Origin of the sequence: Sabulicella flocculans (genome assembly GCF_045449635.1) — a bacterium.
Classification (GTDB): domain Bacteria; phylum Pseudomonadota; class Alphaproteobacteria; order Acetobacterales; family Acetobacteraceae; genus Roseococcus.
In genome coordinates, this window is the sequence record NZ_JBJJBR010000013.1 from 25853 (window position 1) to 46802 (window position 20950).

Below are 20950 nucleotides of genomic sequence, written 5' to 3' on the forward strand. Positions count from 1 at the left end.
TTGCCACGTATGTGGCACCCCAAGACCCGGCAATAGCCAGCCCCCACGGCAATTTCCACAACTAATGGTTTAATCAGCAATCAACACATTGGGAATCTTCCGGAGGCCGGTGCCGCCGCCGCCCGCCCGCCCTATGATGCCCGCCATGCCCAGCCTGTCCCGCGTCCTGTCCCTGGACGATTTCGCGCCGCTGTCCCGCCGCCACCTGCCCCGCCCGGTCTTCGGCTACGTGGCCGGGGCGACGGAGCGCAACGCCTCCCTGCACGACAACGCCCGCGCCTTCGCCGAATGGGCCTTCACGCCGCGCGTGCTGGCGGATGTGTCGCGCCGCTCGCAGGCGGTCACGCTGTGGGGGCGCGAATGGGCGGCGCCCTTCGGCATCGCGCCCATGGGCATGGCCGCCCTGGTGGCCTGGCGTGGCGACATCGCGCTGGCCGCCGCGGCGCGGGCGGCCAACATCCCCTACGTGCTGTCCGGCTCCTCGCTCATCAGGATGGAGGAGGTGATCGCCGCCAACCCCGATGCCTGGTTCCAGGCCTACCTGCCCGGCGATTCGCGGCGGGTGGAGGCCTTGGTGGACCGGGTGGCGGCGGCGGGCTTCGGCACGCTCCTCCTCACGGTGGACACCGCCGTGCTGCCCAACCGCGAGAACAACGTCCGCAACGGCTTCTCCACCCCGCTGCGCCCCTCGCTGCGCCTGGCCTGGGACGGCGCCATCCGCCCGCGCTGGCTGCTGGGCACCTGGCTGCGGACGCTCCGCGAACACGGCATGCCGCATTTCGAGAACAGCTTCGCCGAGCGCGGCGCGCCCATCCTGGCCAAGAACGTGCTGCGCGACTTCACCGCGCGCGACCACCTGAACTGGGAGCACCTGGCGCTGATCCGCCGCCGCTGGCCCGGCAAGCTGCTGGTGAAGGGCGTGATGCACCCCGACGACGCCGTGCGCGCGGCGGATGAGGGCGCGGACGGCGTCATCGTCTCCAACCATGGCGGCCGGCAGCTGGACGGCACCGCCAGCCCGCTGCGCGTGCTGCCGCGCGTGGCCGAAGCAGTGGGCGAGCGCGTGGTGGTGATGCTGGATGGCGGCATCCGCCGCGGCACCGACGTGCTGAAGGCCTACGCCCTAGGCGCGCGCTTCACCTTCGTCGGCCGGCCGATGCTGCACGCCGCCGGGGTGTTCGGGCAGGCGGGGGTGGAAAAGGCCATCGCCCTGCTGATGGCGGAAATCCACACCGACATGGGGCTGATGGGGATCACCAGCCCCGGGGCCATGGGGCCGGCGCTGCTGGAGCGGGTAGGGTAGGTCAGTCCCCGGCCGGCACGGCGCGGGCGCGCACCCAGGCGACGAACGCTGCCTCCTCGCGCCCGCCGGCGGCGACGTCCAGCAGGACGGCGGCGGTCTCGCCCTCCGGCGCGTCCAGCGTCCAGCCGTTCAGGCCCAATGCCACCAGCAGCAGCGCCAGGGCCACGCGCTTGTTGCCGTCCACGAAGGGGTGCCGCAGGCGCACGATGGAGAAGGCGACCGCCACGGCCAGCGCCACCTCATCCCCCTCGCCGCCATAGGCTGCCAGCTGCGCGGGGCAGGCCAGGGCGGCATCCAGCACCCCGGCATCCCGCAGTCCCGGCGCCCCGCCATCGCGCGCGATCAGCCGCGCATGCATGGCCTGCACCGCCGTGGCGGAAGGCAGGCGGAAGGCCGTCACTTGGCCAGGATGGAATAGGCGCGGCCGTAGCGGCCCAGCGAGGCCTCGAAAAGCGCCATCGCCTCGGCATCCGCGCCGTCCGCCGGGGTGATCACCACGCGGCCCGGCTCCGCCTCCACCCGCACGGCGGCGCCGCGGGCCAGCCCGGCGGCGTCCAGCACCTCGCGCGACAAGGTGAGGCCGGTGCTGTTGCCCTGCCGGGACAGGCGGGTGGTCAGGCTGACGGGCGCGCTCATCGCCATGGATGTAAGAACATCCGTCAGGACATGCAAGGCGCGGCGTGGCGCCTCACGTGCGCCCCGGCATCTCCGGCCCGGCCGCCAGCCGGCGCACCGCGGCCAGCATCGCCGGGTGGTCCCACTCGGCCTCGCCTTCCAGCCGGGCGCGCTCCATGCCGGTGCGGTCCACGATGACCGTGGTGGGCAGGGCGCGCACCCCCATGCCGCGCGCCGCCGCCCCGCGCGGGTCCAGCCACACCCCCAGGCGGCGGATGCCGACGCGCCCATAGAACGCCTCCACCACCGCCCGCCCGCCGCGGTCGGAGGACAGGGCCAGCACCTCGATGCCCTCCGCCGCCACGGCCTCCGCCAGCCGGTCCAGCGCCGGCATCTCTGCCACGCAGGGCGGGCACCAGGTGGCCCAGAGGTTCACCACCAAGGCGCGGCCGTTGAAGCGGGTGAAGTCGTGCTCCGCCCCGGCCGCGTCGGTGAAGGTGACGGCGGCGGCCGGCCGCGCACCCTCCCGCAGCCGGGCGAGGCCGCCATCCGGCAGGGCGGCTTGCGCGCCGCGCGCGGCGAGGGGTAGGGACAAGGCGCAAGCCGCGAGGATGCGGCGGCCCATCGTCACTGATGGTTTCGGCACGGAAGCGGCACTCCCCTTGAGCATCTCCAACACCACCGGCGCCAACCAGCAATGGGGCGGGCGCTTCGCCGAGGGGCCCTCGGCCATCATGCAGGCCATCAACGCCTCGGTCGGCTTCGACCGCAAGATGTGGCGGCAGGACATCCGCGGCTCCCTCGCCCACGCCGCCATGCTGGCGCATGTAGGCATCATCGGCGCGGATGACGAGGCGGCCATCCGGGACGGCCTCGCCGCCATCGCCGCCGAGATCGAATCCGGTGCCTTCGCCTGGAGCGAGGCGCTGGAGGACGTGCACATGAACATCGAGGCCCGCCTGACCGAGCGCATCGGCGAGGCCGGCAAGCGCCTGCACACCGCCCGCTCCCGCAACGACCAGGTGGCGACCGACTTCCGCCTCTGGGTGCGCGACGCCATGGACGGGCTGGCGGCGCAGATGGAGGACTGCATCCGCGCCTTCGTGCAGCGCGCGGAGGAGCATGCCGGCACCATCATGCCCGGCTTCACCCACCTGCAGCCGGCCCAGCCCACCACCTTCGGCCATCACCTGCTGGCCTATGCCGAGATGCTGTGGCGCGACCGCGGCCGCATGCTGGACGCCCGCGCCCGGCTGAACGCCGATTGCCCGCTGGGCGCGGCCGCCATGTGCGGCACCGGCTTCCCGACCGACCGCCACATGACCGCCGCCGCGCTCGGCTTCGACGGCCCGGCGCGCAACAGCCTGGACGCCGTGGGCTCGCGCGATTTCGCCATGGAGTTCCTGGCCGCCTGCGCCATCTGCGCCACCCACCTCTCGCGGCTGGCGGAGGAGATCGTGCTGTGGACCAACCCGGCCTGGGGCTTCGTGAAGCTGGGCGACGGGCTGACCACCGGCAGCTCCATTATGCCGCAGAAGCGCAACCCGGATGCGGCGGAGCTGGTGCGCGGCAAGACCGGGCGCATCACCGGCGCGCTGGTCGGGCTGCTGACCGTGGTGAAGGGCTTGGCGCTGACCTATGCCAAAGACCTGCAGGAGGACAAGGAAGGCGTGTTCGACGCCGCCGAATCCCTCACCCTCTGCCTGGCCGCGACGGCGGCGATGGTGCGCGACATGACGCCCGATGTCGGCCGAATGGCCGCCGCCGCCGGCGGGGGCTTCTCCACCGCCACCGACCTGGCCGACTGGCTGGTGCGCGAGCTGAAGCTGCCCTTCCGCGACGCCCACCACGTCACCGGCCGCCTGGTCGCCAAGGCGGAGCTGATGGGGGTGGAGCTGACGGGCCTCACCATCATGGAGATGCGCGAGGTCGAGCCGCGCATCCATGAGGGGGTGTTCGGCGTGCTGTCGCCGGCGGCCTCCGTCGCCTCGCGCCGCTCCTTCGGCGGCACGGCGCCGGACAATGTGCGCGCGCAGGTGGCCGGGTGGCGGGAGCGCCTGGCGTGAGGGGCGCCTGCGCGCTGCTGGCGCTGCTGGCGCTGGCCGGCTGCGGCCGCTATGGCCCGCCGCGCCCGCCCGGCCCGGCCGACCAGGTGAGCTTCCCGCGCGCCTTCCCCCAGCCCACCGCCGCCGAGCGCGCCGCCGAGGCCGAGCGCCTGCGCCGCGCCGGCCTGCCGGTGCCGCCCGCGCTGCTGCGCTGAGAACTCACGCCAGGGCGAACATCGCCAGCACCGCGCCCGCGGCCACCAGTTGCAGCGCGTTGGCGATGACCGACAGGCGGTGCATCCGCTGGAAGTCCCGCCCGGCCGCGGCGTTGCCGCGCTGGGCGGCGTCGGACAGCGCGTTGATGCGCGGCATCAGCACCTGCCGCAGCCACCAGCCCATGGCGGCGCTGGCGGCCATGATGCCCGCCGCCGGCAGCGAGAGCGGGAACAGCGCCACCGCCGCCGCGCCGGACAGCCCGCCCACCCACAGGTAGTAGACGGGAAACACCTGCCGGATGAACGGCCCCGCCACCGCGGGCGGCAGCCGGGTGAACACCAGCGGCGCCACCACGGCGGCGAAGAACCCCATGCCCCCCAGCAGCAGGGCGACGCAGAACAGGGCGAGCAGGGCGAGCACGGTTTCCATCACCCCCACATAAGGCCGCCCCCGGCCCTGGAAACCGCTGCCCCGCGCCCCAAAGATGAACGGCGTTCCATCGGGGAGACACGTTCCATGCGCCTGAACCGCCGCGCCGCCGTGCTGGCCGCGCCCGCCCTCGCCAGCCTCGCCGCCCTGCCGGCCGGCGCCGCGCCCCCGCCGCCCAAGGGCGCCATGCCGCCGCTGTTCCACCGCATCCGGCTGGGCGACATGGAGGTGACGACCCTGCTGGACGGCGCCATGCAGGGCACCAATGCCGGCATCCAGAACTTCTTCCCCGATTCCCGCCCGGAGGAGATCGCCCCCCTGCGCGAGCGCGCCTTCGCCATCGAGGGCGGGCTGCACCAGCCGGTCGGCGCCTACCTGGTCAACACCGGCCGCAACCTGGTGATGATTGATTGCGGCGGGCATTCCTCCTTCATCCCCACCACCGGGCGCACGCTGGACGCGCTGCGCGCCTCGGGCCACGACCCGGCGCAGGTGGACACCGTGATCCTGACCCACATCCACCCCGAGCACGCGCTGGGCCTGAGCTACGACGGCACCACGATGAACTTCCCCAACGCGGAGGTCGTGGTCACCCAGGCCGACCACCAGTTCTGGACCGACCCGGCGATGGAAGCGCGCGTGCCGCAGGGCCAGCGCTTCATCGAGGCCGGGCGCCGCGCCATCCGCCCCTACGCCAGCCGCATCCGCACGGTGGAGATGCGCGAGGGGCTGGAGGTGGTGCCGGGCATCTTCCTGGTGCCCGCGCCCGGCCACACGCCGGGCCATGTGAGCTACCGCCTCACCTCGCAGAACCGCTCCATGCTGATCTGGGGCGACATCGCGCACCAGATGGTCATCCAGCTGGCCCGCCCGCGCTGGCGCGTCGGCGTGGACGTGGACCCCGTGATGGGCGTGGAAAGCCGGGTGCGCACGCTGGAGATGCTGGCCGCCGAGCGCCTGCTGATGGGCGGCGTCCACGTGCCCTGGCCCGGCTTCGGCCGCGTGGTGCGCGACGGCGAGGGCTTCCTCTACGCCCCGCGGCCGCTGCAGTTCGGCGCGGAGGCCTGACGGGGCCGGCCGGGGCGCCTCCCCGGCCGGTTAACCCGGGCTTCACCGGCATGCCCCATCTTGGAAGCATGATCCGCCTCCTTCTCCCGCCCCTGGAAAAATTCGAGGCCGCGTTGCGCCAGCCCGCCACCTGGGCCGAACGCGGCGTTCACATGCCCTTCACCTCGCCCGTGCTGTTCGGCGCCCGGCTGCGCAGCCGCGGCGCCGGGGCGCCGGAGGTGGTGCTGGCGCATCCGGGCGGGCAGAAATCCTTTCTGGTCATGCCCTGGCCGGCGGCGGTGGATGCCTGCCGCCCCTCCCTGGCCGACCGCGCGCTGATGCGCGCGCTGGAGGGCCGGACGCTGCACCCCGGCGCGGTGCGGATGGCGGCGGCGGCGGTGGCCGCCACCGGGCTGCTGGGCCGCGCCGCCCTGGGCGCCCCGCCGGCCGGGCCGCTGGACGCGCGCGCCCTGTCGCTGGCGCTCACCGCCTGGCGCGCCGCCGCGCCGACGGAGGAGGACCGCCGCCGCGCCGTGGCGGTGGCCGCCCAGGCCGCCGCGGTGGCGCTGGCCGCGCAATCCCAGGCCGAGCCGACGCGCCGCGCATGGCTGGAGGATGGCTGGGGCCTGCTGGCCGCGCTCTGGAGCATCGCCGAGGAGGAGGACCGCCCCGCCCTGGTGCGCCGCTTCTGCGCCATCCTGCCCCTGGCGCCGGAGGAAGCGCAGGCCTGGCCGGGCTGCGAGCCCCTGCTGGGCGTGGCCCCGCCCAGCCACCCCGGCGCCCAGGGCCGCTTCGCCACCCAGCCCCGCTGCGAGGCGGCGGTGGCGCGCTGGATCGGCGCGCCATGAGCCTGCCCAGCCCCGCCCTGCGCGAACTGACCCGCAGCGCCGGCCAGGCCAGCGACGCCCAGCTGCTGCGGCTGGTGCAGATGCTGGACGCCATGCCCAGCCGCGGCGCGGCCGACATGGTGCTGGCGCCGCTGCGCTGCCGCCTGCGGCGCCTGCGCCCGTCCCGCCCGCTGGGGGTGACGCGGCTGCTGTTCCTGCCGATGGACGCGCTGGTGGTGCCGGCCAAGGACTGGCGCCCCGGCCGCGGCCAGATCCCGCGCACCGCCCTGTGCCCCCTGGCCGCCGCGCTGGAGGCGCAGCACCCCGCCATCTTCGCCGAGGCGAACGCCGCCCTGGCCGGCCGCACCACCGCCGACCTGCACCTGGTGTCCGAATGGGGCGCGCGGCTGTGGCTGCTGGCCGGGGAAAGCCTGGGCGCCCGCCCGCCGCCGGGCTGGGAGGAAACCAGCCTGCCCGCCAGCACCTACGCCTCGGTGGCGGTGGTGTGCCGCACCCTGTGGCGCTACGGCCCGATGGCCTGGCGCTTGCGGCTGGCCGGGCCGGACGGCCCGCCGGAAGCCCTGGCGCGGCCCATGCTGCGCGGCGTGGCGGCCGACGGGCCGGAGGCGCTGGGCGTGGTGCTGGCCGCGCTGCTGCCCTTCGCCGCCCAGCCCGGCGCCCTGACGCAAATGGCCAGCGCCATGGGCCGCCAGCTCAGCGCCATCGCCGACCAGGCGCTGGACCGCTTCCTGGCCGACGCCCCGCCCGCCCTGGCGCCGGAGGAGCTGGAAGCCGCCCCCGACGCGCTGGAGCGCCTGACGACGGTGCTGGAGGACCTGGAGGCCAACCTGCCCGCCGGCAAGCCGCAGCGCCTGCAGCAGGTGGCCGGCATGCGCCAGGCCGCCGGCACCGCCTGCCTGCGCCGGCTGGAGCAGGAGGGCGGCCCCCAGCTGGCCCAGGCCCTGGCGCAGCTCGCCGCCCGCCCCGAGGTGGCCGATGCCGAGGTGGAGCTGCTGGAGGAGCGCGCCGCCGCGCTGCGTGCCCTGGTGGACGCCGCCCGGCGGCTGGAGCGCGGCCCGCTGGCCGACAAGGCGCTGCGCCCGGCGGTGACGATGCTGACCCAGCTGGCGGCCCGGCTGCCGGCCGCGGGGCGCGGGCTGCGCCGCGCCGACGCGCTGCGCCTGCTGGAGCTGCTGGGCGAGGGCGACGCCGCCGCCCGGCTGCTGCCCGCCTGAGGCACCGGTTCCCCCGCCGGGGGTTTCCGGGGTAGGTTCGCGCCCCAGGGGAACAGGTTGGTGGGGGTTATCGCCATGCGTTGGATCATCCTGGCGGGGGCCGCGCTGCTCTCCGCCTGCGCCGGGGCGCCCTCGGGCAACGCCCCGCAGGCCCTGGTGGACCGCTCGGCCCTGACGGTGCAGGAAATCCTGGCCGAGGAGAACGACCGCCTGGACGCCGCCGCCCTGCTGCGCCGCGCGCGCGGCGCCGTGGTCTGCCCGCGTTCCTTCCGCGTCGCCTTCTTCGCCGGCGGCGAGGGCGGGGGCTGCGTGCTGGTGGGGCGCGACGCCGCGGGCTCCTGGTCCTCGCCGGCCTTCTACGTGATGGGCTCGGGCTCCATCGGCTTCCAGGCCGGCATCCAGGACAGCCAGACCCTGCTGCTGCTGATGAACGAGCGCGCGCTGAGCAGCGTCATCGACCAGCAGTTCAAGTTCGGCGCCGACGCCTCGCTGGCCGTGGCCCATGTGGGCGGCTCGGTGGAGGCGGCGACCACGCCGGCCCTGGGGGCGGACATCCTGTCCTTCTCGCGCACGCGGGGGCTGTTCGCCGGGCTGGCGCTGGAGGGCAGCGTGCTGCAGCCCCAGCCGGACTGGAACGCCGCCTATTACGGGCGCGAGGTGACGGCGCGCGACATCGTGGTGAACATGGCCGCCCACAACCCGGGCGCCGACCCGCTGCGCGCGGCGCTGCTGCGCTTCTCCGGCCAGTCCGGCGCGGTGGCGGGGCCCACCCCGGTGGCCGGGCCCGCCGCGGTGCCGGCCGCGCCGTCGCGCCGGGTGCCCGCCACGGGGGTGCAGCGCCAGGCCCTGCCGCCGCCGCCCGGGCCGGCCCCGCGGCGGTGAGGCGCCTCCTCCTCCTGCTCGCGCTGCTGGCGCCCGCGCTGCCCGCGCGGGCCGAGCTGCGGCAGGACGCGCAGGTCCTGGTGGACCAGGCCGCCACCGCCCTGCCCGACCTGTTCGCCGAGGTGGACCCGGCGGCGCGCGACCAGCTCGCCGCCCTGCTGCGCGAGGCGCGGGGCGTGCTGCTGTGCCCGCGCATCCTGCGCGCGGGCTTCCTGTTCGGCGGGCGCGGCGGCGGCTGCGTGCTGCTGGGCCGCGAGGGCGCGGGCTGGACCCACCCGGCCTTCTACGGGATGACCGGCGGCGGGGTGGGGCTGCAGATCGGCATCCAGGACCTGTCGCTGATGATGGTGGTCCGCACGGAGCGCGGCCTGTCCGCCCTGATGGACAGCCAGTTCGCCGTCGGGGCGGACCTGGGAGTCTCCGTCGCCTCCTTCGGCGCCAACCTGGCCGGCGGCACCACGGCGGCGGGCGGGGCGGACATCGTCTCCGTGGCGCGCGCGCGCGGGCTGTTCCTGGGCGCGACGCTGGAGGGCTCGCTGCTCGCCGCGCGCTCGCAGTGGAACATGGCGTATTTCGGCGAGGATTTGTCGGCGCGGCAGATCGTGCTGCAGGCGCAGGGGCGCAACCCGGGGGCGGACCGGCTGCGCGCCACCCTGCAGCGCCTGTCCGGCCGCTGAGGCGATGGACGCCTTCTGGCGCACCACCCCCCTGGCGGCGATGACGCCCGCGCAGTGGGAAAGCCTGTGCGACGGCTGCGGCCGCTGCTGCCTGCACAAGCTGCGCGAGGACGGCACCGGCCGGCTGCACCACACGGAAGTCGCCTGCCGCCTGCTGGACGTGTCCAGCGCCCGCTGCACCGACTACCCCAACCGCCGCGCCCGCGTGCCCGACTGCCTGCAGCTGACCCCCGCCATGGTGGAGGAGGTGGACTGGCTGCCTCCCACCTGCGCCTACCGCCTGGTGGCGGAGGGGCGGGACCTGCCCGCCTGGCACCCGCTGGTCTCCGGCGACCCCGGGAGCGTGGCGCGCGCCGGCGTCTCCGTGGCCGGGCGCTGCGTCTCCGAGCGCCGCGCCGGCGCGCTGGAGGACCACCTGCGCCGCTGGCCCGGGCAGTGGCCGCGCCAGGCCGGGCCGAAGCCGCCCGCGAAAGGACGCCCCGCATGACCGATGCCCTGTATGGCGGCGTGAACGCCGCCGTGCTGACCCCGCTCGACGCCGACCTCTCGCCCGACCTGGACCGCATGGCCGGGCACGCCGGCTGGCTGCTGGCCCATGGCTGCAACGGGCTGGGCGTGCTGGGCACCACGGGCGAGGCCAACAGCTTCTCCGGCCGCGAGCGCATGGCCATCCTGGAAGGGCTGGTGGCGCGCGGCATCCCGGCGGCGCGCATGATGCCGGGCACCGGCACCTGCTCCATCCCCGAGACGGTGGAGCTGACGCAGCACGCCCGCGCCCAGGGCTGCCCCGGCGTGCTGCTGCTGCCGCCCTTCTACTACAAGGCGCCCTCCGATGACGGGCTGTTCGCGCATTTTAGCGAGGTGGCGCGCCGCGTCGGCGGCGGGGTGGCGCTCTACCTGTATCACTTCCCGCAGCAGAGCGCGGTGCCGCTGTCGCTCGACCTCATCGCGCGGCTGCGCGACGCCTTCCCGGGCGTGTTCCGCGGCGTGAAGGACAGCTCGGGCGACTACGCCAACAGCCTGGCGATGGCGCGGCGCTTCGGCCCGGACGGCTTCGAGGTCTACACCGGCTCGGACGAGAACCTGCAGCGCATGCTGGCCGATGGCGGGGCGGGCTGCATCACCGCCACCTCCAACGCCAACAGCCATTGGGGCGGCATCGTGTATGCGAAGCGCACGGGCGCGGAGGCCGACGCCGCCCAGGCCATGCTGGCCGCCACCCGCAAGGCCGCCGCCGCCCGCCCGCTGATCCCCGGCCTGCGCGAGGTCATCGCGCGCTCCCGCCGGGACGCGGCGTGGCGCCGCATCCGCCCGCCCCACCTGCCGCTGGGCGAGGCGGAGGGCGAGGCCGCCTGGGCCGCCTGGCAGGCCACCGGCGCCCTGCCGCTGCCGGGGCTGGCCGGTTGAGCCGCCCCGCCCCACCCCCCGCGACGAAGGAGACCGCCATGCCCCACTCCCGCCCCGTGAGGCCGGCATGAGCGGCCCGCTGCGCTGCCGCCCGCCGGCCGTGCCCACCGTGCAGGTGGACGACCAGCACCTGCGCGTGACGCGCTGGGACTTCGCGCCGGGCGCCGAGACCGGCTTCCACCGCCATGGCTGGCTCTACGTGGTGGTGCCGGTCACCGACGGCACGCTGCACCTGGAATTCCCCGACGGCAGCACGGCCAGCGCCGAGCTGAAGGCGGGCATGGCCTATCACCGCCCGGCGGGGATGGAGCACAACGTGGTGAACGGCGGCGCCGCCCCGCTGAGCTTCGTGGAAACCGAGGTGAAGGCCTTTCCCGGCTAGAGCACGATCCGCTTTGATGGAGTCATCAAGGCGGTGAGTCGTCCTCTCAGCAAAGGCTGGATCACCATCCAGGGTCAGCGCAGGAACCACCCCGCGCCCTCGCGCAGCGCGGCGTCGCGCCCGTCGCGGCTGACCGCCCACAGCGGGCTGTCCACCGCCAGGCGCTGCCCGCCGTCGCGCTGCACCGGGCGGATGTTCAGCGCGGCGACGGAGCGCGACTGCGGCCCGAACACGTCGAAGGGCACGCGCACGTAGATGCCCTTGTCGAAGGAGCCCTCGCCGAAGTCGCGGAAGCGCACGTTGGTGAGGGTGGCGAAGCCCCCCACCTCGATGCCCGAGGCGAAGCGCCGCCCCACCTCCAGCGTGCCGCCCCAGTCGCCGGCCAGGTAGCGGCCGCCGCGCAGCACGGCGTAGGTGTTCCACCAGGGCAGGTCGGCGTAGAGCGAGGCGTGGCCGGTGACGACGCTGTAGCCCAGCGTGCCCACCGTCTGGGTGTATTGCCGCTGCGCCACCCAGTTCACGTCCAGCCCCACCGCCCAGGTCGCGCCGTGCGGCCGCCACAGCACCTCGCCCGACAGGCCGCCGAACATCGGCTCCAGCAGGCCGGCGGTGGCGCGGGCGTACACGTCGGGCGCGGGCATCCACAGCCGCTCGGCGTACAGGGCGGGCAGGGTGGTGGAGCCGGCGCGGGCGTAGCGCGCGAAGTCGGAGCGCACGTGCGGCAGCACGGAATCGCTGGGCAGGCCGCCATCCAGGTTGCCGGCCAGGCGCTGCGCCACGCCGCCGGCCAGCGCCACGCCCCAGGGCAGCTCCAGCCGCGCCCCGGCGGCGGCTCCCAGTTGCCAGCGCACGGAGGATTGCGGGTCGCCCACCTGCAGATTCAGCGTCGGCGCCACCCCCCAGGACAGGCGCGGGAAGCCCAGCGTGGCGGCGGCGGGGTCGCGCTCGTGGAAGGCGGGCAGCGGCTGGGCGGTGGCGAAGATCTCCTCTGCGCTGCCGCGCCCGGCGGCCGCCTGCTCGAAGGCCTCGCGCAGCAGCACCAGCCGCGCGATCACCACCCCGTCGCGCTCCCACAGCACGCGCAGGCGCTCCACCTCCGGCGGCAGGTGGCCCTGGGCCAGGCGCGCCACGCGGCCGGCCACCTGCGCCACCGTGCGGAAGCGCCCGCCGGCGACGGAGATGCGCGCCTCCTCGCCGTGCAGCGCCACCGAGAGTGGCACGAAGCCGCCCGCGCGCAGCGCCGGGAACAGGCGCGCGGCCAGGGCGGCGTTGGCGCCGGCCTCGCCGAAGGCGTCGTCGCGCCCCAGGCGCACCCGGCCCGACACGCCCCCCAGCGCCCGGCCCAGCCGCTCCGTCCAGGAAGGGTCCGCCGCCGCCTCCACCGCGGTTTCCCCGACCGGGGCGGGGCGGGGCACCAGCGGCGGCGGCGCCTCGCGCGGGACGATGGGCGGCTCGTCGGGGTGCAGCCGCAGCGAGGCGCGCAGCAGCAGGTCCGTGCCATGGACGAAGGAGGCGCCGAGGTTGACGAAGCGGTTGGGCTGCCAGTCCAGCCCGGCGTTCCAGCGCGAATCCGCCCGCCCGCGCAGGCCGGTGGTGCGCGCGGGGTAGCCGCCGCGCTCGTCGCGCAGGGCGTCGGCCGAATACTCCACCTTCAGCCGCAGCCCGTCCAGCTCGCCCAGCGGGGTGGCGATGGCGGGCAGCGAGTATTCCACCCCGCCGAAGAAGCCCACCTGCGGCCCGCGGAACACCGAGTTCAGCGCGAAGGTGCCGCCGGTGCCGACGGAGCGCGGGCGGGTCTCGAAGCGGCGGTCGTACAGGCCCAGCGGGTTGCGCAGGTCGTTGCCGGTGGCCAGCCGCCCCCAGCCCACGCCGCCGGAAACGTCCAGCCCCCAGAAGCGCTTGGAGGCCACCACGTACTCGCCGGCATACAGGCCGGTGCCCAGGAAGTCCTGCAGGCCGATGGCCAGCGCCGGGCGCCAGGCGTTCTCGTCCCACACGCGCAGCTTCACGTCGAAGGCGCGGTCGCTGGTGGTGCCGCGCCCGGCGGTGGCGTTCAGGCGCTCGGTGAGGCGGAAGGTCGCTTCCAGGAAGGGCAGCGCCTGGAAGTTCACCGTGCCGAAGCGGCGCTGGTGGCGGAAGGCCAGCATGCCCTCCACCGTGCCGTCCGGGCGGAAGCGGGCGTTGGGCATCTCCAGCAGGCCCACCCGGCCGAAATTGGACAGGGTGGCCGGCACCTCGTCCAGGCCCTGCGCCCCCGCGGCGCCGGGCAGCAGCAGCGCCGCCGCCAGGAGCAGCCGCCGCAAGCCGTCAGTTCCCGCGGGCGATCACCGCCAGCGCCGCGGCCGAGATGGCCACCTGCGAGGCGAGCTGCGTCATGTCGCGCAGGAAGCCCCAGCGCTCGAAGGGCGAGGGGTCGTTGGGCACGATCACCAGCGAGCCCGGCGGCACCGGCGGCCCGCCCTGCTGCCAGGAGCCCAGCCCGGCCGCCGCGCTCTGCCCGTTGGGCAGCACGATGAAGGCGCGCTGCGGGTCGGCGAAGCGCTGCATGCCGCCGGCCGCGCCCACGTAGTCGCGCGCGCGCCAGCCGGTGGCGAACTGCATGGAGCCGGGATTCTGCACCGAGCCCACCACCGTCACCTCGTTGGGGCGCTTGGGCATCATCACCAGGTCGCCGGGCTCCAGCAGCACGTCCAGCTCGGGCCGGCCGGCCAGCACCACCGGGTTGGCCTCCACCACCATGCGCCCGGCGGCGCGGGCCTCGCGCAGGGCGGCGGCCATCTCGCGGCCGGCGGCCAGGGCGCCGGCGATGTCGGTGCCGGTGCGGCTGCCCACCACCGCCTGCCCGGCGGCCATCTGCATCAGCCCCTGCTCCATCTCGCGCGCGGTGCGGCCGAAGCCCTCCTGCTGGCGCACCCGCACGCTCTCGCGCGTGAAGACGGCGCCGTAGGGGAAGGCCTGCGGCGTCAGCCCGCCGGCGCGGGCGATCACCTCGCTCAGCCGCTCGCCGCGGCGGATGTCGTAGACGCCCGGGCGAAGGAACTCGCCCAGCAGCGTCACCGGGCCGCTGTCGCGGTCGCCGAAGCCGCGGGGGATGCGCACGCCGTCGCGCGGGGAAAGCCGCACGGCGGCGAAGTTGCGCGAGCGCAGGTCCAGCAGCGTGCGGCTCAGCGGGATGGCGGCGGCCTGCTCCACCGGCTCGCGCGCCAGCTCCACCGAGCTCAGGTCGGCGGTGTCGGTGGCGCCGCCGGCGGCGGCCAGCACGGCGTCCAGCCCGGTGTCGTTGACGATGGGGTACAGGCCGGGCAGCCGCGCCTCGCCGGTCAGCAGCACGGCCTGGTCCAGCAGGAAGGTCAGCAGGGCCGGGTGGTCCAGGAACAGCTGCGGGCAGGGCAGGGCGCCGATCTCGGGGAAGCCGGCGACGCGCGCGTGGGCGAAGCGCTGCGGCGAGGAGCGCGCGGCGATGGCCAGCTGCGTCAGTGCCGGGCATTCGGGCGCGGCGGCGGCGGCGGCGGGCAGGATGGCCGGGGGCTGGCCCGGCAGCGGCGGGCGCGGCACCGGCTGGGCCGGCGCGGGCGTCGGCGCCACCTCGCCGCGCAGCGCCATCTGCACCGCCGGGCTGGCCAGGAAGGCGATGTCGCTGGCCGCGAGGATGATGACCTCGTCGCCCTCGCCCAGCGCGATGTCGCCGCGCCCGCCCAGCAGGCCGCCCAGGTCGAAGGGCTGGAAGCGCCGGGTGCGGGAGCGCGCGTCCATGCGCCACACCACCGCCATGCGCGCGTAGGGGTCGGGGCGGATCAGCCGCGGGTCGGCCAGCAGCCCGCGCAGCGTGCCGCCGCGGCCGGAGGCGGCGCGCGTGGTCACCTGCTGCACGTGGCCCGACAGCCGCAGCCCGCCCGCCTGCACGTCCGAGCCCGGCTGCACCAGCAGGGCGTCGCCCCGGCGCAGCGCGTCGCGCGGGGAGATCTCGCGGAAGGCGCGGCGGCCCTCGCCATCGGTGGTTTCCAGCAGGAAGCGGTTGCCCGAGGGGCGCAGCGGCTCGCCCGCCAGGGCCAGCACGGTGCCCAGCGAGGAGGCGGCGGTGCCGCGCGGCAGCTCGTAGATGCCCGGCCGCGCCACCTCGCCGCCCACCGCGACCACCGGGCCGACCGGGCCGACCAGGATGCGCTCGCCCTCGCGCAGCGACAGGTCGGGCGTCGGGCCGCCCTCGCCGGCGATGGCGGGGTAGAGGTCCACGCCGCGCACGCCGCCGCGGCCGTTGTCCAGCCGGATGGCGCGCAGCGTGCCGGTCTTGCGCACGCCGCCGGCGGCCACCAGCGCGTCCAGCACGTTGGCCAGCGGCGAGAGCACGACCACGCCCGGCCGCGCCACCTCGCCGCCGACGAACACCGCCACCTGGCGCAGCGCCCCCAGCGAGACGAAGACCTCCGAGCCGCCCAGCTCGCGCCGGCCGCGCTCGGCCAGCTCCTCGCGCAGGTCGCGCAGGGTGCGGCCGGCGGCGGGGATGGGGGCCATGTCGGGCGGCAGCAGCATCCCCTCGCGCGTCACGCGCAGCGTCAGGGTGGAGCGCGCGCGGCCGCGGAAGGCCAGCACCAGCTCGTCGTCGCGGCCCACCACGTAGTCCTCCGGCACCGCGCCGAAGCCGGTGCCGGTGGGGGGCGCGCCGGGCCCGGCGCGGAAGGTGTCGTAGCCGAACTGGCGCAGCGGCGCGGCGAGGGTGGTCAGCCGCGGGGCGAAGAACGCCTCCACGGGGGACAGCGGCTCCTCCGGCGCGGCGGCGGCGGGCAGGGGCGTGGGCAGCGGGGCGGGCGGCGCGGCGGCGGGCGGCGCCGGCGCGGCCGGCTGCAGCGCCGGGCCGGGCAGCGGGGCGGGCGCCGGGACGCGGCCGGACCCCGCCTCCAGCAGCCGCTGGAGGATGTCCTGCTGGGCCTGCGGCGGCAGGGCCGGGATGGCGCCGCCGCCCGGCAGGGTGGAGGGCAGGGAGGGCGGCATCAGGGTGCCGCCGCCGGTCTGCGCCCAGGCGCCGCCCGTCGCCAGCCACACACCCAGCACCACCCCCCGGAGCGTCTTCACCCTTCGTTGACCCCTGGCCGACAGACTGGCAATTGCGCGAAGAATCTGTGCAAATGCAACCTATGGGTGAATACGGGGCGACAATGTCAGGGTGGTCCGCCGTGCGCCTGCGCGCGGACGTCGCCTGGCGCCTGGGCTGGCGCCCGGTGGCGCTGGCGCTGGCCGCGCGCCGCCGCCGCCCTGCCCTGATGGACGGCGCCGACGTGCGCCCGCTGTGGGAGGCGCATCGCTGGGCCGCCATCCTGCACGCGCCCGACCCCGCCGCCTTCGCCCGCGCCTGGCTGCGCGACCACCCGCCCGGCCCCGGCCCCCTGTGGGCCTGCGGGCAGGAGGCGGCGCTGCGCTGGCTGCACCTGCGCCTGGCCTGCGCCCTGCGCGGCGCCGCCCCGCCGCCGGAGGTGGAGGACGCGCTGCGCCGCAGGGTGCGCGCCAACCCCCTCTACGCCCTGGCGCAGGACAACAACCACCCCTTGAGCGAGGCCGCGGCGCTGTGGGCGGCGGGCGAGCCGGGCGCCCGGCGCCGCATGGAGCGGCTGGTGCTGCGGCTGGTGGCGCCGGATGGCGGCTTCGCCCAGCCATCGCCGGCCTACCAGCGGCTGCTGCTGGACGTGGCGGCGGTGGCCGAGTGGCTGGCGCGCCGCCGTGGCGACGGGCTGGGCCCGGCCGCCCTGGCGCGGCTGGCCGCCGCCACCCGCCTGCTGCACGCCCTGGCCTGTCCGGCCACCGGCGCCCTGCCGCGCATCGGCCACCAGGACGGCTCGGCCTTCGCCGACCTGTCGGGGGAGGGCGAGGCCACCGCCCGCGCCTCGCTGGAGCGCGCGGCGCGGCTGTTCTGCGGCGCTTCCGCCGGCTGGCCCGGGGCGCCCTGCCTGGACCTGCCGCTGCCGGCGGCCCGGCTGGAACCGGCCGAGGGCGCGATGGGCGCCTTCCTGCTGCGCCGGGCCGGGCCCTGGCGGGCGGTGCTGCGCGGCGGCGCCCCCCGCTTCCGGCCCAACCACGCCGACTTCCTGCACCTGGACCTGTGGGACGGCCCGCTGAACCTGCTGCGCGACGGCGGCACCGGCGCCTACAACCCGCGCGGCCGGCCCGGTCTGGCCGGGCTGGACGGCACCGCCGCCCACAACCTCGCGCAGTTCGACGGCGAGGAGCAGATGCCGCGCGTCGGCCCCTTCCTCCATGCCCGCTGGCCGCGCGCCGGCTGGCTGCCCGATGGCGGCTGGATGCAGGACCACCGCGGCCGCCGGCACGAGCGCCGGCTGGCGCTGGACGCCGCGGGCGCCACGGTGGAGGACGCGCTGTCCGGCCCGTTCCGCCGGGCGGAGCTGCGCTGGCGCCTGCCGCCCGGCCCCTGGCGCCTGGTGCCCGGCGGCGCCGAGGGGCCGGGCCACCGCATCCTTTCCGACGCGCCGGCCGTGCTGGAAGCGGGGCGCGAGAGCCTGCGCTACGGCGAGGCCACGCCCTGCCCGGTGCTGCGGGTGGCGCTGGACCGGCCGGGCGCCCACCGCACCCGGATCACCCGCCGATGACGCTGGAGGCGCTGCTGCGCGGGCTGTGGCGCCGCAAGGGCGCGCTGCTGCTGTGGATGCTGGTGCTCTACGCCGCCGCCGCCGCCGTGGTCTGGACCTGGCCGCGCCGCTTCGTCGCCTCCGCCATCGTCGCCCCGGCCGAGACCACCGGGCTGGCCACCTCCTCCTGGCTGACGCCGGGGCCGCTGCTGCAGGCCTCGCTGCTCGACAGCCGGCCCAACGGCAACTTCGCGGTGTACCTGGCCGCCCTGCGCGCGCCGGAGGCGGCGGCGATGCTGGCGCGCGACACCCCCATCCTCCCGGCGCTGGAGGCGCGGCGCAACCGCCCGCCGCTGGGCGCCCTGCGCGCCGCGCTGGGGCTGCGCCTGGCCGCCGACGCCGACGACGTGCTGGCCTTCCTGGAGCGCAGCCTGGCCGCCACCGCCTCCACCGCCTCCGTCACCTGGACGCTGGAGCTGGTGCACGAGGACGCGGCCCTGGCGCGCGACATGCTGGCGCGGCTGCACGCCCAGGCCGAGGCGCAGACCCGCGCCCACCTGGCCGAGCAGGCCGCGCGCCGCGTCGCCGCGCTGGAGGCCCGCGTGGCGGGCGAGCGCGACCTGTACCTGCGCCAGGCCCTGTTCGACCTGCTGGCCCAGCAGCAGCGCGCCGCCCTGGTGGTGGCGGCGGACCAGGCGGTGGCGGCGCGCCTGGTCTCGGCGCCGGTGGCGGAGCTGCGGCCCTCCACCCCCAACCGGCCCTTGCTGCTGCTGCTGCTGGCGGTGGCGGTGCCGGGCTTCGTGCTGGTCCTGGCCGCGTCCCGCCTGCTGCTGCGCGGCGCGCCGGCCCCCGCCCCCTGGGGCGCGCAGGCGCGGGGGGCGGGGGATTGACCGCGGCGGTGCCGGCGCTGGCCGCGCTCGCCGGGCTGGCGGGGGCGGCGCTGCAGGCGGGGGGCGCGCTGAAGTCGGTGCCGCCCTTCGCGCACGCCCCGCTGGACGTGACGCTGCTGGCCTTCGCCGCGGCGCTGGCCCTGCTGGCCCCCCTGCTGGCGGGGCGGCGCTGGGTGCTGCACCGCGCCCTGGCCCTGCCGCTGGCAGGCTGCGCCGGGCTGTGGCTGTGGTGGGTGCTGGCCGCCGCCTGGAGCCCCTGGGCCGCCGGCGCGGCGGACCGCCTGCCGGAAGTGGCGCTGGCCGGGCCCGTCCTGCTGCTGCTGGGCCTGGTGCTGGGGGCGGAGGACGCGTCGCGCCGCGCCCTGGCCGGCGCCACCCTGGCCATCGGCCTGTTCACCGGCGCCGCCCTGGCCTGGGGGCTGGCGACCGACGCGCTGGTGCTGGGCGGCGCGCCCGGCCAGGACCCCACGCGGGTGCGGGTGGCCTACCAGGTGGCGGGGCTGGCCATCGCCACCGCCGCCGGCCTGGCGGCGCTGCGCCTGGCCATGGCGCGCGGCTGGGCGGCGCGCGCCGCCTGGGCGGCGGCGACGGCGGCGCTGGCGGGGGCGGTGCTGCTGCCGGGCGGGCGCGCGGCCTTCGCCATCCTGGGCCTGGGCGTGGCGCTGGTGCCGGCCGCCTGGCTGTGGCTGCACGGCCGCCGCGCCGCCGCCCTGCTGTGGCCCGCCGCCGCCGCGCTGCTGGCCGCCCTGGCCCTGGCCGCCCTGCTGCTGGACGAGGGCCGCGCCGCCGGGCTGGCGACGCTGGAGCGCCTGACCGACGCCGATGGCGGCGGGGTGGACGGCGCCCGCCGCCTGCTGTGGGGCACCGCCTGGGGGGCGGCGGGCTGGTGGGGGCTGGGGCCGGGCGGCTTCCCCGTGCTGGCCGGCATGGGCCAGGCGCGCGGCTTCCACCCGCACAACCACGGCATCGAGGCGCTGCTGGAAGGCGGCGCGGTGGGCTTCGCGCTGTGGCTGCTGGCCTTCGGCGGCGGGCTGCTGGTGCTGCTGGCGCGCGCCCCGCGGGTGGCGCCCCGCCGCGCGGCGGAGGTGCTGGCGCTGGTGCTGCCGGTGGCCTGCACCGTCATGGTCTCCACCGACCTGGGCAACCGCATGGCCTGGTTCGCGCTGGGCCTGGCGCTGTCCCTGGCGGTGAGCGCGGGCGAACGTGGCCAAGCGGGGGTTTGACATCCTGGGCGCGCTGGCGCTGGGGGCGCTGCTGGGCCTGCCCTGCCTGCTGGCGGCGCTGGGGGTGCGGCTGTTCCTCGGCCCCGGGGTGCTGTTCCGGCAGGTGCGGGCCGGGCGTGGCGGCGCGCCCTTCGCCGTGCTGAAGCTGCGCTCCATGCGCCACGGCCCCGGCGCGGACGCGCAGCGCCTGACCCGCTTCGGCCGCTGGCTGCGCGCCTCCGCGCTGGACGAGGTGCCGCAGCTGTGGAACGTGCTGCGCGGCGAGATGTCCCTGGTGGGCCCCCGCCCGCTGCCGCTGGACTACCTGCCGCTCTACTCGGCGCGGGAGGCGTCGCGGCTGCGCGTGCGCCCCGGCCTGTGCGGCCTGGCCCAGGCCGAGGGCCGCAACGCCGTGGGCTGGGACCGCCGGCTGGAGCTGGACGCGCGCTACGTGGAGACGATGGGGCTGGGCGCGGACCTGCGCATCATCGCGCGCTGCGCCGCGGTGGTGCTGCGCGGCGCCGGGCGGGCGCCGGCGGTGCCGCTCAGCGAAGCCAGAGCGCGTCCTTGATGGCCTTCTCCACGAAGGCGCGGTGCGCCGCCTCCTGCTCCGCGCTCAGCAGGATGGGGCGCGGGGTGCGCGGGGCGCGCGCCTCCGTCGCCAGCAGGGCCACGGCGGGGGCTTCCTCGAAGGACAGGCCGGACTGCCGGCCGCCGCGCAGCTCCAGGTAGGCGGCGGCCAGCAGCTTCACGTCCAGCAGGGCGTTGTGGGTGGTGCGCTCGCTCAGGTCGATGCCGAAGCGGCGGCACAGCGCGTCCAGGCTGTTGGGCGCGCCGGGGAAGCGCGCCTTGGCCAGCACCAGGCTGTCCACCATGCGGGCGCGGTCCAGCGCCGGGCGGCCGGCGCGCAGCAGCTCGGCGTCCAGGAAGCCGAAGTCGAAGGGGGCGTTGTGCGCGACGATGGGGCTGTCCGCCAGGAAGTCCAGCATCGCCGCCGCGATGTCGCGGAACTTGGGCTTGCCCTCCAGGTCGGCGCGGGTGAAGCCGTGCACGCGGGTGGATTCCGGCGGCACGTCGCGCTCGGGGTCCACCAGGGCGTGGAAGTGGCGGCCGGTGGGCAGCAGGTTCACCAGCTCGATGGCCGCGACCTCGATCACGCGGTCGCCGGTCAGCGGGTCGAAGCCCGTCGTCTCGGTGTCGAGCACCACCTCGCGCATG

22 protein-coding genes are annotated in these 20950 nt (G+C 76.7%); 15 read left to right on the top strand and 7 right to left on the bottom strand.

The window, feature by feature from the left end; genetic code table 11:
• Nucleotides 1-145 precede the first annotated feature (145 nt).
• A complete protein-coding gene (locus ACI6QG_RS12790; protein ID WP_407024956.1) occupies nucleotides 146-1303 on the top strand; it encodes an alpha-hydroxy acid oxidase in 1158 nt (385 codons plus the stop codon).
• A 1-nt stretch (nucleotide 1304) separates the two neighbouring features.
• Here the strand turns inward: ACI6QG_RS12790 and ACI6QG_RS12795 are convergent, their stop codons facing one another.
• The 3 genes from ACI6QG_RS12795 to ACI6QG_RS12805 are packed head-to-tail and all read right to left on the bottom strand — an operon-like array spanning nucleotide 1305 to nucleotide 2513.
• The gene (locus ACI6QG_RS12795; RefSeq protein WP_407024957.1) at nucleotides 1305-1703 is read right to left on the bottom strand and encodes a type II toxin-antitoxin system death-on-curing family toxin; all 399 of its coding nucleotides are present in this window, start codon (nucleotides 1701-1703) and stop codon (nucleotides 1305-1307) included.
• Nucleotides 1700-1939 (bottom strand): AbrB/MazE/SpoVT family DNA-binding domain-containing protein, encoded by a 240-nt coding sequence (locus ACI6QG_RS12800; RefSeq protein WP_407024958.1) that lies wholly within the window; start codon nucleotides 1937-1939, stop codon nucleotides 1700-1702. The genes ACI6QG_RS12795 and ACI6QG_RS12800 overlap by 4 nt, the downstream gene beginning before the upstream one ends.
• 52 nt (nucleotides 1940-1991) lie before the next feature.
• Nucleotides 1992-2513, bottom strand: a complete 522-nt coding sequence (locus ACI6QG_RS12805) for a TlpA family protein disulfide reductase (protein ID WP_407024959.1) — start codon at nucleotides 2511-2513, stop codon at nucleotides 1992-1994.
• A 139-nt stretch (nucleotides 2514-2652) separates the two neighbouring features.
• Here ACI6QG_RS12805 and argH point away from each other — a divergent pair, with 139 nt between their 5' ends.
• Nucleotides 2653-3984, top strand: a complete 1332-nt coding sequence (gene argH, locus ACI6QG_RS12810; protein ID WP_407025036.1) for an argininosuccinate lyase — start codon at nucleotides 2653-2655, stop codon at nucleotides 3982-3984.
• Nucleotides 3981-4178: a hypothetical protein gene (locus tag ACI6QG_RS12815; protein ID WP_407024960.1), complete on the top strand. Its 198-nt coding sequence runs from the start codon at nucleotides 3981-3983 to the stop codon at nucleotides 4176-4178. The genes argH and ACI6QG_RS12815 overlap by 4 nt, the downstream gene beginning before the upstream one ends.
• A gap of 4 nt (nucleotides 4179-4182) precedes the next feature.
• On the opposite strand, the gene ACI6QG_RS12820 is transcribed toward ACI6QG_RS12815, so the two are convergent.
• Nucleotides 4183-4608: a DUF4149 domain-containing protein gene (locus ACI6QG_RS12820; protein WP_407024961.1), complete on the bottom strand. Its 426-nt coding sequence runs from the start codon at nucleotides 4606-4608 to the stop codon at nucleotides 4183-4185.
• Nucleotides 4609-4695: 87 nt separating this feature from the next.
• Here ACI6QG_RS12820 and ACI6QG_RS12825 point away from each other — a divergent pair, with 87 nt between their 5' ends.
• The 8 genes from ACI6QG_RS12825 to ACI6QG_RS12860 all read left to right on the top strand — a co-directional run bounded on the left by ACI6QG_RS12825 (nucleotide 4696) and on the right by ACI6QG_RS12860 (nucleotide 11065).
• A complete protein-coding gene (locus ACI6QG_RS12825; RefSeq protein ID WP_407024962.1) occupies nucleotides 4696-5676 on the top strand; it encodes an MBL fold metallo-hydrolase in 981 nt (326 codons plus the stop codon).
• 68 nt (nucleotides 5677-5744) lie between these two features.
• Nucleotides 5745-6503, top strand: coding sequence for a hypothetical protein (locus tag ACI6QG_RS12830; protein ID WP_407024963.1), 759 nt, complete (start codon nucleotides 5745-5747; stop codon nucleotides 6501-6503).
• Nucleotides 6500-7717 (top strand): hypothetical protein, encoded by a 1218-nt coding sequence (locus tag ACI6QG_RS12835; RefSeq protein WP_407024964.1) that lies wholly within the window; start codon nucleotides 6500-6502, stop codon nucleotides 7715-7717. The genes ACI6QG_RS12830 and ACI6QG_RS12835 overlap by 4 nt, the downstream gene beginning before the upstream one ends.
• Before the next feature lie 75 nt (nucleotides 7718-7792).
• Entirely contained in the window at nucleotides 7793-8599 is an 807-nt protein-coding gene (locus ACI6QG_RS12840) for a lipid-binding SYLF domain-containing protein (RefSeq protein ID WP_407024965.1), read from the top strand.
• Nucleotides 8596-9276, top strand: coding sequence for a lipid-binding SYLF domain-containing protein (locus ACI6QG_RS12845; protein ID WP_407024966.1), 681 nt, complete (start codon nucleotides 8596-8598; stop codon nucleotides 9274-9276). The genes ACI6QG_RS12840 and ACI6QG_RS12845 overlap by 4 nt, the downstream gene beginning before the upstream one ends.
• 4 nt (nucleotides 9277-9280) lie before the next feature.
• Entirely contained in the window at nucleotides 9281-9763 is a 483-nt protein-coding gene (locus ACI6QG_RS12850) for a YcgN family cysteine cluster protein (RefSeq protein WP_407024967.1), read from the top strand.
• A complete protein-coding gene (locus ACI6QG_RS12855) occupies nucleotides 9760-10683 on the top strand; it encodes a dihydrodipicolinate synthase family protein (RefSeq protein WP_407024968.1) in 924 nt (307 codons plus the stop codon). Before ACI6QG_RS12850 ends, ACI6QG_RS12855 begins: the two co-directional genes overlap by 4 nt.
• 67 nt (nucleotides 10684-10750) lie before the next feature.
• The gene (locus tag ACI6QG_RS12860) at nucleotides 10751-11065 is read left to right on the top strand and encodes a cupin domain-containing protein (protein WP_407024969.1); all 315 of its coding nucleotides are present in this window, start codon (nucleotides 10751-10753) and stop codon (nucleotides 11063-11065) included.
• 74 nt (nucleotides 11066-11139) lie between these two features.
• On the opposite strand, the gene ACI6QG_RS12865 is transcribed toward ACI6QG_RS12860, so the two are convergent.
• Together ACI6QG_RS12865 and ACI6QG_RS12870 are read right to left on the bottom strand one after the other, a co-directional pair.
• The gene (locus ACI6QG_RS12865) at nucleotides 11140-13368 is read right to left on the bottom strand and encodes a YjbH domain-containing protein (RefSeq protein WP_407024970.1); all 2229 of its coding nucleotides are present in this window, start codon (nucleotides 13366-13368) and stop codon (nucleotides 11140-11142) included.
• A gap of 4 nt (nucleotides 13369-13372) precedes the next feature.
• Entirely contained in the window at nucleotides 13373-16135 is a 2763-nt protein-coding gene (locus tag ACI6QG_RS12870; protein WP_407024971.1) for an SLBB domain-containing protein, read from the bottom strand.
• A 101-nt stretch (nucleotides 16136-16236) separates the two neighbouring features.
• On the opposite strand from ACI6QG_RS12870, the gene ACI6QG_RS12875 reads away from it, so the two are divergent.
• From ACI6QG_RS12875 to ACI6QG_RS12890, 4 genes are read left to right on the top strand one after another with little or no spacing between them, the layout of a single operon-like run.
• Nucleotides 16237-17661: a heparinase II/III domain-containing protein gene (locus tag ACI6QG_RS12875; protein WP_407024972.1), complete on the top strand. Its 1425-nt coding sequence runs from the start codon at nucleotides 16237-16239 to the stop codon at nucleotides 17659-17661.
• On the top strand, nucleotides 17658-18530 hold the full coding sequence (locus ACI6QG_RS12880; RefSeq protein WP_407024973.1) for a hypothetical protein: 873 nt from the start codon (nucleotides 17658-17660) through the stop codon (nucleotides 18528-18530). Before ACI6QG_RS12875 ends, ACI6QG_RS12880 begins: the two co-directional genes overlap by 4 nt.
• Nucleotides 18527-19753, top strand: a complete 1227-nt coding sequence (locus tag ACI6QG_RS12885) for an O-antigen ligase domain-containing protein (RefSeq protein WP_407024974.1) — start codon at nucleotides 18527-18529, stop codon at nucleotides 19751-19753. Before ACI6QG_RS12880 ends, ACI6QG_RS12885 begins: the two co-directional genes overlap by 4 nt.
• Nucleotides 19734-20303 carry a sugar transferase gene (locus tag ACI6QG_RS12890; protein ID WP_407024975.1) on the top strand — a complete coding sequence of 190 codons (570 nt, stop codon included), beginning with the start codon at nucleotides 19734-19736 and terminating at the stop codon, nucleotides 20301-20303. Before ACI6QG_RS12885 ends, ACI6QG_RS12890 begins: the two co-directional genes overlap by 20 nt.
• On the opposite strand, the gene dnaQ is transcribed toward ACI6QG_RS12890, so the two are convergent.
• Nucleotides 20278-20949, bottom strand: a complete 672-nt coding sequence (gene dnaQ / locus ACI6QG_RS12895; protein WP_407024976.1) for a DNA polymerase III subunit epsilon — start codon at nucleotides 20947-20949, stop codon at nucleotides 20278-20280. The genes ACI6QG_RS12890 and dnaQ overlap by 26 nt on opposite strands.
• Nucleotide 20950 lies beyond the last annotated feature (1 nt).

What these genes read in the sequence shown, in the direction of transcription:
- ACI6QG_RS12830 (WP_407024963.1), top strand. Translation starts at nt 5,745, where the DNA reads ATGATCCGCCTCCTTCTCCCGCCCCTGGAAAAATTCGAGGCCGCGTTG.
- argH (WP_407025036.1), top strand. Translation starts at nt 2,653, where the DNA reads ATGCAGGCCATCAACGCCTCGGTCGGCTTCGACCGCAAGATGTGGCGG.
- ACI6QG_RS12860 (WP_407024969.1), top strand. Translation starts at nt 10,751, where the DNA reads ATGAGCGGCCCGCTGCGCTGCCGCCCGCCGGCCGTGCCCACCGTGCAG.
- ACI6QG_RS12835 (WP_407024964.1), top strand. Translation starts at nt 6,500, where the DNA reads ATGAGCCTGCCCAGCCCCGCCCTGCGCGAACTGACCCGCAGCGCCGGC.
- ACI6QG_RS12820 (WP_407024961.1), bottom strand. Translation starts at nt 4,608, where the DNA reads ATGGAAACCGTGCTCGCCCTGCTCGCCCTGTTCTGCGTCGCCCTGCTG.
- ACI6QG_RS12840 (WP_407024965.1), top strand. Translation starts at nt 7,793, where the DNA reads ATGCGTTGGATCATCCTGGCGGGGGCCGCGCTGCTCTCCGCCTGCGCC.
- ACI6QG_RS12855 (WP_407024968.1), top strand. Translation starts at nt 9,760, where the DNA reads ATGACCGATGCCCTGTATGGCGGCGTGAACGCCGCCGTGCTGACCCCG.
- dnaQ (WP_407024976.1), bottom strand. Translation starts at nt 20,949, where the DNA reads ATGCGCGAGGTGGTGCTCGACACCGAGACGACGGGCTTCGACCCGCTG.
- ACI6QG_RS12800 (WP_407024958.1), bottom strand. Translation starts at nt 1,939, where the DNA reads ATGAGCGCGCCCGTCAGCCTGACCACCCGCCTGTCCCGGCAGGGCAAC.
- ACI6QG_RS12790 (WP_407024956.1), top strand. Translation starts at nt 146, where the DNA reads ATGCCCAGCCTGTCCCGCGTCCTGTCCCTGGACGATTTCGCGCCGCTG.
- ACI6QG_RS12825 (WP_407024962.1), top strand. Translation starts at nt 4,696, where the DNA reads ATGCGCCTGAACCGCCGCGCCGCCGTGCTGGCCGCGCCCGCCCTCGCC.
- ACI6QG_RS12880 (WP_407024973.1), top strand. Translation starts at nt 17,658, where the DNA reads ATGACGCTGGAGGCGCTGCTGCGCGGGCTGTGGCGCCGCAAGGGCGCG.
- ACI6QG_RS12850 (WP_407024967.1), top strand. Translation starts at nt 9,281, where the DNA reads ATGGACGCCTTCTGGCGCACCACCCCCCTGGCGGCGATGACGCCCGCG.